Raw genomic sequence first — 7707 nt, 5'->3', positions numbered from 1 at the left:
CGGACAGAACCGGGCAATACCTCCGACCGAAACCACCTGCGGCAGCCTAAATCGGTATCGAACGCCCTCTCAGAGCGTCAAGCCCGTCGGACAGCTCGACCGCCGAGCTGTCCGCGCTCTGCCGCTCGCCCGTCAGCGGCAAGAGGCTGAGGTGGATCTCGCCGACCACCTCCCGCAGGACCTCGGCGTGGATGAATGCGCGCCCGGTCAGGTGCTGCGGATCGACGGAGCCGAGGTGATCCAGCCGTCGCGCGGTCGCGTGGAGGGTGCCCAGCTTGGCGGCGGCGGTGAACTCGGGGGCGGGCGGGGGTACGAAGACGGAGGTGTAGTCGGCGACGGCGTCCCGGAGGCGGTAGGCGTCGATGCTGTTGTAGGTCAGCATGAATGCGGCGTTGTAGGGGGTGAGCTCCGCGCCGCCGTCCCGGGCGGACGGCGCCTGGTTCCTCTCGTTGAAGACCGCGTGCTCCGCGAAGCCGAACCAGTTGGCGTCGACCACTCCGGCGCTCGGGGAGACGATACGGATCCGCACCCCGTTCCAGGTGTCCTGCCGGATGGTCTGTGACAGCTCGGCGGTGACGACCAGGTCGCCGCGACGGGCCACCTGCCGGAGGCCGGTGACGGTGCCGTCCGGCAGCGGGCTGAGCAGCCGCAGGGCCTGGGCCCGGTCGACAGACTTGATCCAGGGAGACAGAGGAACCTCCTGATGGTGGGTGGGGTCACCGTGAGTGGGTCGGCCGTGGGGGCCGCCCTGCGGCTCGCACCGGCTCGGCGACGGCCGCGGGGAACGCTCGGGCCGGCCGGATGCTCGCGGTGGTGCCGCTGACCGGGCGGGGTGGTGCGGTCAAGTCCTTTGCCAGGTAGTGGAGTTCGTCGCCGACCTGCTCAACCGTGGCCGCGTGGGCGTCGAGGGCGGCAGCGGAGCGGAGATCGCCCCGCTGCCGGAAGACCTCTGCGGCCTGTTCCAGGAACTGGTGGAGCGGCGCGAGGAGGCCGTCCTCCGCGGAGTCCAGGACAGCCCTGAGTTCGGCGTCTGGGCCGGCGCGGTGCAGGAGGTCGAGGTACGAGGCGCCGGAGGCCGGTGCCGTCACGCGACTGCCTCCCCCGAGCGGCAGCTGAAGGGCGAGCAGCCGTCCGTGGGACCGTTCTCCAGCTCGTCCTCATTCAGCTCCAACTGCGTCTGCAGGGAGCGGAGTTCGGTCCGGGTGAGCTTGTCGATCGGCGCCTGGTCGAGCGGCAAGCGCGAGCGGTGCAGGTACGCCTGCCCCAGCAACGGCCTCCCGTCCGCATTCGCCCGCGCGTTCCCGGCCCGAATTGCGGCGTCGAACTCAACGACGTCCGCCCACTCCTCGGGAGAAGTGTCGCGGATTTCCCTCCACTGGGCATTTCCGTGGAATGGACAACCCAGGCAGCTCGATTTCGGCGTGGCCCCCCAGTCGTACTCGGCAAGCAGCTTGAGGCAGTCCGATCGGGACATGCCGAGGTCGATCAGCGGGAAGGTGTGCCGCGTGTACTTGACGTCCGAATCCTTGGCGCGATGGAACTCATCGGTGCTGATGCCGATCCACTGCTCGGCGTACACGCCATTCGGCACCCGGGCGGGATGCGGGTACCCCAAGATTTGGCGCACCTGCCGCTTTATCGGCTTGATCTTATATTCGCCCGTACATTGCCGCCGCGTCATTCCCGGGCTGCCGTCCTGGTTGAGAATATAGAGCGGCATCGACGCGAAACGATGGGCGGGGTCGAGGGCGTCGCGACGGATATTTCCGGACGAGACCCGCAGGATCGGTATGTTGGCCGGTCGGGCGATCTTCCGCTCCACCTCGTTGAGGTGATCGTAGACCTTCGCCGGTTCCCATCCGGTGTCCGAGAAAACGGCGTAGTCCAGCTTCGGAAGCTCGCCCAGCGCTGACAGGAGAAGCAGGGTTGTGGACTGCACGCCCGCGCCCAGAGAGAGAATTCGAGTGGCCGGTTCGGTGGTGTAGATCACGCGACACCACCGGCCTTGGCCATCGCCCGTTCGGTGATCAGAGCGGTTTGCCGCGAGGAGGCTGCGCCGACCTCGGCAGCGCCGGCCTCCTTGTACCAGGGCCGCAGGGTCAGCAGTGCGGGACGCAGGCCGGTAGCGAAGAGAAGCGCCGTCCCCTTTTTCAGAGCACGAATCTGGTCGGGCGGCAGGATGCGCTCCTGGCGCATGCTGACGGACGTGGAGCGGCCTGATTCGGACGTGGAATGTGAAACCGTCTCCACGTCGTGGTCGCCGACCAGGCGCGAGAGCTTGTCGGCGAAATCGGCGTCGTCGATGCCGGAGCCGACCAGTTTGATGGTGGCCGCGCTCCACATGGCATCCATGCCCGCCTCCCCCCAGACTTTCTGGCCCTGGCGGTAGCTCTGGAGAATGGTGATCGGAATGACGCCGCGTGACCCGAGGTGGGAATAGAGGTCGGGTAGGTCACCGATTTTGCACACGTTTGCGGCCTCGTCCAGAATGGCGAGGAGTGGCGGATCGAGACGGCCCCCGGCGCGCTCAGCCTCGATCACCGCAGTGCGCATCACGGAATCCGCAGCGGCAGCGATCAGGGCGCTTGCCGATCCGCCGCCGTCCTTGGAAAGAAGGAAGAGGGAGTCCTTGCGGGTGACGAACTCCTCCGGCTTGAACTCCGGCAGGTCAGGATTCGGCGTGACCCACTTGGAGATCTGCGGATCGAGAAGGCAAGCCGCGTATTGGCGAGCGGTTTCATAAATGCCGTCGCGGGTTTCGACCGCACCGGAGACAGTGCCCTGGAGCTGGTCCGCGATGGCGATCAGCTGGTGCGCGCGGAGAATATCGACCGGGGTGCGGTCGCTGGGCACCGCGAGCCACTTGAGGACGTCGGTGATCGGCCGGCCGTCGCTGCCCGCGGCCAAGAAGAGGGCGCACAACGTGTTCTGGGCGGCGGTGCTCCAGAAGTCTCCCTGCGAGGACTCATCGACGGCCGCGGCGACGAAGTGCCCGGCCAGCCGTCGCGCACCCGGCAAGTCCTTGGCGTCGGCGAGGATGTCCCACCACATCGCCTGCGGGGTGTGGGCGATCTGCTGCGGATCCATCGTCCACACCCGCCCGACCTCGGACCGAGCCTCCAGACAGGCTGTGTAGGCGTCGCGGGCGGCCTTGTTCGAGGTGAGGAGGACAGGGCCAGGGGCCCGCAAGATGGCGGGCACGGCGATGCTGGTCGTCTTGCCGGATCGCGGCGCCATGATCGCGACCGCGACGTCCTCCCAGTTGGAGCGGACCTCGGGTCCGCTGGGGGAGAGGTCGCCGAGCAGGATGCCGGTGTCGTCAGGGCTGATCTCACGGGGCTTGGCCTTGGAGAGGCTGGGGCGCAGGTCCCGGGCCTTGGCGGTGATCTCGGCGGGTAGCAGCGGCGCGAGATCGCTCCGGCCGGCGAGGCCGGTCGGCTTACGGCGGTGCTTGGACCACAGCAGCAGGCCGGCCGCGCCGAGCGCGATCGACAGCAGCGCCGGGGCGACGCGGGTGCTGATCAGCAGCAGGAGCGGGCTGAGGTGCGGGAAGGTCCGGTCGGGATGCAGGGCGGCGTCGACCGGCTGGAACGGGGCCCACGAGGCGTGGTCGGTGGTCCCGGCGGTGGCGGCGTTGCCGCCCAGCCAGGCGAAGGTGCCGAAGACCGCGACCACGACGCCCGCGCCGATGAGCGCGTAGAGGAGGGCATCGGAACCGGGGCTGGCAGAAGGGGATTTGGGAGAGGCGGGCAGGAGCGGGTTCCTTGAGGGGGTGCGGCCTGCCGGGCAGGGGCGCGCGGCGGCAGGGGCCCGGAGCGGGCGGTGAGCGGGCGGCGATCACGGCGGGACGGAGGCCCGAGACGTGGGTGATCGGCCCGGCGGCCGGCGGGTGGTCAGCCGGCGGGGACTGCGTGGTCAGCGGGAGGCGGACGCCTTGGCCGACGTAGGTGTGCGGGGGGTGAGCGACGTGGGGGCGGCGCCGGTCGGGGCAGCGGGACGCGCAGGTGGTGCGGTGCGGGCGCGGGCCGCAGCGGAGCGGGGCGCGGCAGGGGCTGGCGACTGCTCGTCGGTCTCGTGCGGGCGGACCAGCTGGGCCTCGGCGACGCGGTAGCCCGCGGCGGTGAGTTGGGCGCGCGCGTCCCGCAGGGCGGTGGCCATGGCGGAGCCAGACAGCAGATCCTGGTCGGTGAGGGTCTCCAGCCGCTGGGAGGCGGTGTCCAGCAGCGCGGTGAGCCGCTCCAGCAGGCCGGTCTCGGGATCCATCACGGCGAGCGCCACCGTGGTGACGTCCTCCGCCGAGGTGGCCCGGTGGACCTGGGCGGTCGCCTGCACCAACCGGGACTGCAGATAGGCCAAGTCCCTTTCGCCGAAGGTGCTCTCGACCCGGCGGATCGGGAGCGGGGGCACCACGCGGGTGGGGTACCCGGCCTCGGTGAGGAGCTGCTCGGCGAGGCGGATGCGCTGGTTGACGTCGCTGTGGTCGGCGTCCTCGGCGGTGAAGATCGCACTGAGGCCGTCGTTGGAGAATCCGGCGCGGGCGAGCAGGGCCCGGCTGGCCAGGTCGGTGGCCTGGGCCCAGGCGCTGCCGGTGGTGACGGAGCCTTCCCGGAGGGGGAAGCGGGCGAAGACGATCTCGGTGGAGTCGGACAGGGGTGTCCTTCCTGCTCAGCGGCATGGGGGGTGGCCGTGGCCGGGGTGGCGGGGGTTGAACATGGCTCCCGTGTACTCGACGGCGGTGAAGCGGCGGGCGGGATCGGCGGGCCGGGCGGGCCAGGTGGCCAGACGGGGTAGGGCGGCCTCGGACAGGGTGTTGCGGCGGCGGACCACGGGGGTGGGGTCGGCGATGGCGGAGGCCAGGATCGCCAGGTACCGCACGGGCGTTGAGTGGCCGAGCACGATCGTCCACTGGTCGCTCCAGTCGGGGCCGAAGGTGGAGTCCGCCATCCAGGCGCCTACGCCCTCCCCGCACCTGTCGTCGGTCAGGGTGGGTGAGTGGGTGAAGCTGGTGGTGCCGTCCGGCGACGTGAGGCGGACGAAGTGCGGGTCGTCCTTGAGGTGCCAGCCGGCCTTCAACAGCGGGCGCCAGGCGGTCGTCGGCGAGGCGGTGGGCTCGGCGACGATCTCCTCCGGCATCGTGTACCGGTCGGCAGCGACGGCCTGGACGAACGCGCCGACGATCTCGCCGGGTGTGTCCTTGGTGAACGTGGCCTGCCAGTAGGGCACTTCGTCTTCCGGGTGCTTGCGGACGCTGACCCGGTAGAGGTGGAAGACCCGGTGCGGTTCCATCGCGATCTCGATGCGACGGCACGGGCTGGTGGCGACGATCTGGGCGAGGGATTCGTCGTACCGGTGCGGCCACTCGTGGAGGTGGAGCAGCGGTGCCAGGACCGGTAGGGGGCCGGGGCCGGCGAGGTGGCGCGGCCGGACGTGCACCTCGTCCTGGGCGGCGGCCGGGTGTGAGGTGGTCAAGGGCGGGTCCTCTGGGTGTCAGCGGTGGGGAGGCTCGACGATGCGGGGGTGCGGCGGCACGGCGACGGCCGGGGAGAGGTGGACCGCGGCCGTGGTGCCGGCGGCCCGCAGGGCCGGGGACTGGGTGGTGGCGGCCCGGCTGCGGGTGGTCTCGTCCGCGGCCTCGGCGATGGCGTCGGCGGTAGCGGCTGTGCGGAAGGCCGCAGCGGAGATGGCGGTGGCCTCCGTGAGCAGCGGCTCCCACAGCGGCGGTCGGTCGCCGTACTGCTGAGCGACCTGACGGCCGATCTCTGTTACGGCGTCGGCGAGTTGCTGAACCGCACCGGGCATGAGGGTGAGGCCCAGCAGCACCTCGGCGGCCTCGCGGGCCGTCAGCGACGGCGCGATTTCGACGATCTCGGCGAAGGCGCGGCCGGCACGGGCGATGGCCTGCTCGGCGACATCGAGGGGCCTGGCAGCGGGGGCGTCGGACAACGGTCGTCCTCTTTCTACAGGCGCCGCCCGGATCGGGCCGCGGCGGAGACGACAGGAGAAGGGGTGGAGAGGAGACCGGCCCGGTGGCCGGCGGTGCCGGCCGTCGCCGCGCGGGGGCGGTGGGCGCCGGTGCCGCGGCTCTCGGCGAGCTGGCAGACGGCCAGGGCGAGGGAACGGTCGCGGCCGGTGTCCACGACACTGCCGTCCGGCCGGGCGAGAGGCGCGACGAGGCGGGCCTCGTGGCCGCCGAGCCGCAGCAGTGCCCACCGGAACGAGGCGGGGTCTCCGTCGGTGGCGATTCCGGTGGCGGCCAGGATGCGCCGGGCGGTCTCCTGGAAGCGGTGGTCAGCAGGGCCTGGGGCATCGGGGTCGGTGCGCAGGGTGCACTGCCACACCAACCTCGTGCGCAGGGCGGCGGCGGGCCCGGCCGGCGGCGGCAGGTGCGCGGCCAATTCCGCGGCGAACGCCGCCTGGTGGAGCGCCGGCAGGTCAGCGACGGGCCGCCAGGCGGCGATCAGACGCAAGTCCTGCCGCTGCTGGGCGGCGGCGGCCGTGGCGGAGGCGAGCAGGTCGCGGGTGGAGGCGTACCGGGCGATCGTGGGGTGCACGTCACCGTCCCGGGGCCGGTGCAACCGTCGGGCCGACCGAGGCGAGCACCGGCGCCGCGACGAGGGGCGGGCGGTTGCCCAGACGGGCGGCGGAGCGGGCGAGTGCGGCCTGGTGGCGCTCGGCGGCATCGAGCGGGCCGTCGTAGTCCCAGGGCCAGCGGCCACCGATTCGGTAGCGGCCGTGCTCGTCCGGGGTGACGGTCTCCGTGCCGCCGTCCCCGTCGTAGTCGGGTGTCCACTCGAAGACCAGCAGGCTGCCGTCCCAGCGGCCGGTCAGTCCGCAGTTGTCGGAGTGCAGGTCGACGACGATCTGCTCGGCGACCGGCCGGGAGAAGGCCGGGCTGCAGTAGGGCCCGATGTGGCCGGTCCTCTCGCGGGGGTCGACCATGCCCGGATAGGGCCCGTGTGCAGCGCCGTCGACGTAGAAGTGGTAGAGGCGTTCGGAGTTGGAGGGCAGCGCGTCTCCTGGGGGGCGGGTCAGCGGGAACGTGGAGGGTGGGCAGGCCGCCGGGCCGCAGTGGCGGGGCCGGTGCTCAGTTCGGGTTCTCGGTGACGCGGTCCGCGCTGGTGGCGGCGGCGGCCAGCTCGGGGAGGTCGGCCGGCTCGGACTCGCGCTGGTCGATCCACCAGCCGGCCTTGTCCAGCGTGCGCAACTGCTCCTCGACGGCCAGCCACGCCTCCTCGGTGACCGGGCCCTCGACCACCAGGGCCTGGTAGGCGGTGGTCACAAGCTGGTGCCGACAGCGCTCGCCCCAGGCGATAGCCCGCTCGGGGCCCTCCAGCGGCGGCATGCCGAACTGGGCGGCCCACGCGGTGGCGGCCTCCTGCTCCTCGGCGCGGCGGGCAGCGATCCACGCCTCGCGTTCGGCGGTGTCCTCCTTGCGCTCGGCGAGCCAGCAGTCGCGGCAGGAGCGGGTGGCCAGCCAGCGGGCGTAGCCGGCGCGCTTGTCGGCGGGGCGGGAGGACAGATCGTGATCAACGGTGTGGCCGCAGTCGTGCTCGACGGACCACCGGGTTCGGACAGCTATGTCGGATCTCCTGTGAACTGGACTTGAGGGGAGCGGAGTTGGGTGCTGGTCAGCGGGAGTTCTGGTGTCCGCTGGCCCATGCGATGCGCGGGTCGACGGCCGGGGCGGACGCGGCGGCGGTGGCGGTG

The 7707-nt window shown here is 71.7% G+C and carries 10 protein-coding genes; all 10 read right to left on the bottom strand.

Annotated features, from left to right (window positions below):
• Positions 1–46 precede the first annotated feature (46 nt).
• Positions 47–601, bottom strand: a complete 555-nt coding sequence (locus IEZ12_RS35310) for a hypothetical protein (RefSeq protein ID WP_189278210.1) — start codon at positions 599–601, stop codon at positions 47–49.
• Between the two features lie 115 nt (positions 602–716).
• On the bottom strand, positions 717–1088 hold the full coding sequence (locus IEZ12_RS35305; protein ID WP_189278208.1) for a hypothetical protein: 372 nt from the start codon (positions 1086–1088) through the stop codon (positions 717–719).
• Positions 1085–1924: an adenine nucleotide alpha hydrolase family protein gene (locus tag IEZ12_RS35300; RefSeq protein WP_189278219.1), complete on the bottom strand. Its 840-nt coding sequence runs from the start codon at positions 1922–1924 to the stop codon at positions 1085–1087. The genes IEZ12_RS35305 and IEZ12_RS35300 overlap by 4 nt, the downstream gene beginning before the upstream one ends.
• Before the next feature lie 62 nt (positions 1925–1986).
• On the bottom strand, positions 1987–3753 hold the full coding sequence (locus IEZ12_RS35295; RefSeq protein WP_189278218.1) for a type IV secretory system conjugative DNA transfer family protein: 1767 nt from the start codon (positions 3751–3753) through the stop codon (positions 1987–1989).
• A 162-nt stretch (positions 3754–3915) separates the two neighbouring features.
• Positions 3916–4410, bottom strand: a complete 495-nt coding sequence (locus tag IEZ12_RS35290; RefSeq protein ID WP_189278206.1) for a hypothetical protein — start codon at positions 4408–4410, stop codon at positions 3916–3918.
• Positions 4411–4665: 255 nt separating this feature from the next.
• Positions 4666–5469 carry an SPDY domain-containing protein gene (locus IEZ12_RS35285; protein WP_189278204.1) on the bottom strand — a complete coding sequence of 268 codons (804 nt, stop codon included), beginning with the start codon at positions 5467–5469 and terminating at the stop codon, positions 4666–4668.
• Positions 5470–5487: 18 nt separating this feature from the next.
• Positions 5488–5943, bottom strand: a complete 456-nt coding sequence (locus IEZ12_RS35280) for a hypothetical protein (protein WP_189278202.1) — start codon at positions 5941–5943, stop codon at positions 5488–5490.
• A 14-nt stretch (positions 5944–5957) separates the two neighbouring features.
• A complete protein-coding gene (locus tag IEZ12_RS35275; RefSeq protein WP_189278201.1) occupies positions 5958–6551 on the bottom strand; it encodes a hypothetical protein in 594 nt (197 codons plus the stop codon).
• A 1-nt stretch (position 6552) separates the two neighbouring features.
• Positions 6553–6939 carry a hypothetical protein gene (locus tag IEZ12_RS35270; RefSeq protein ID WP_189278199.1) on the bottom strand — a complete coding sequence of 129 codons (387 nt, stop codon included), beginning with the start codon at positions 6937–6939 and terminating at the stop codon, positions 6553–6555.
• A gap of 145 nt (positions 6940–7084) precedes the next feature.
• The coding region (locus tag IEZ12_RS35265) for a hypothetical protein (protein ID WP_308431120.1) at positions 7085–7707 on the bottom strand (623 nt) is incomplete at its 5' end.

Source organism: Kitasatospora griseola, from assembly GCF_014648555.1.
In the GTDB taxonomy this organism is placed as follows: domain Bacteria; phylum Actinomycetota; class Actinomycetes; order Streptomycetales; family Streptomycetaceae; genus Kitasatospora; species Kitasatospora griseola.
The sequence above is the reverse complement of the archived record's forward strand: the minus strand, read 5'-3'. Positions and strand labels throughout refer to the sequence as shown.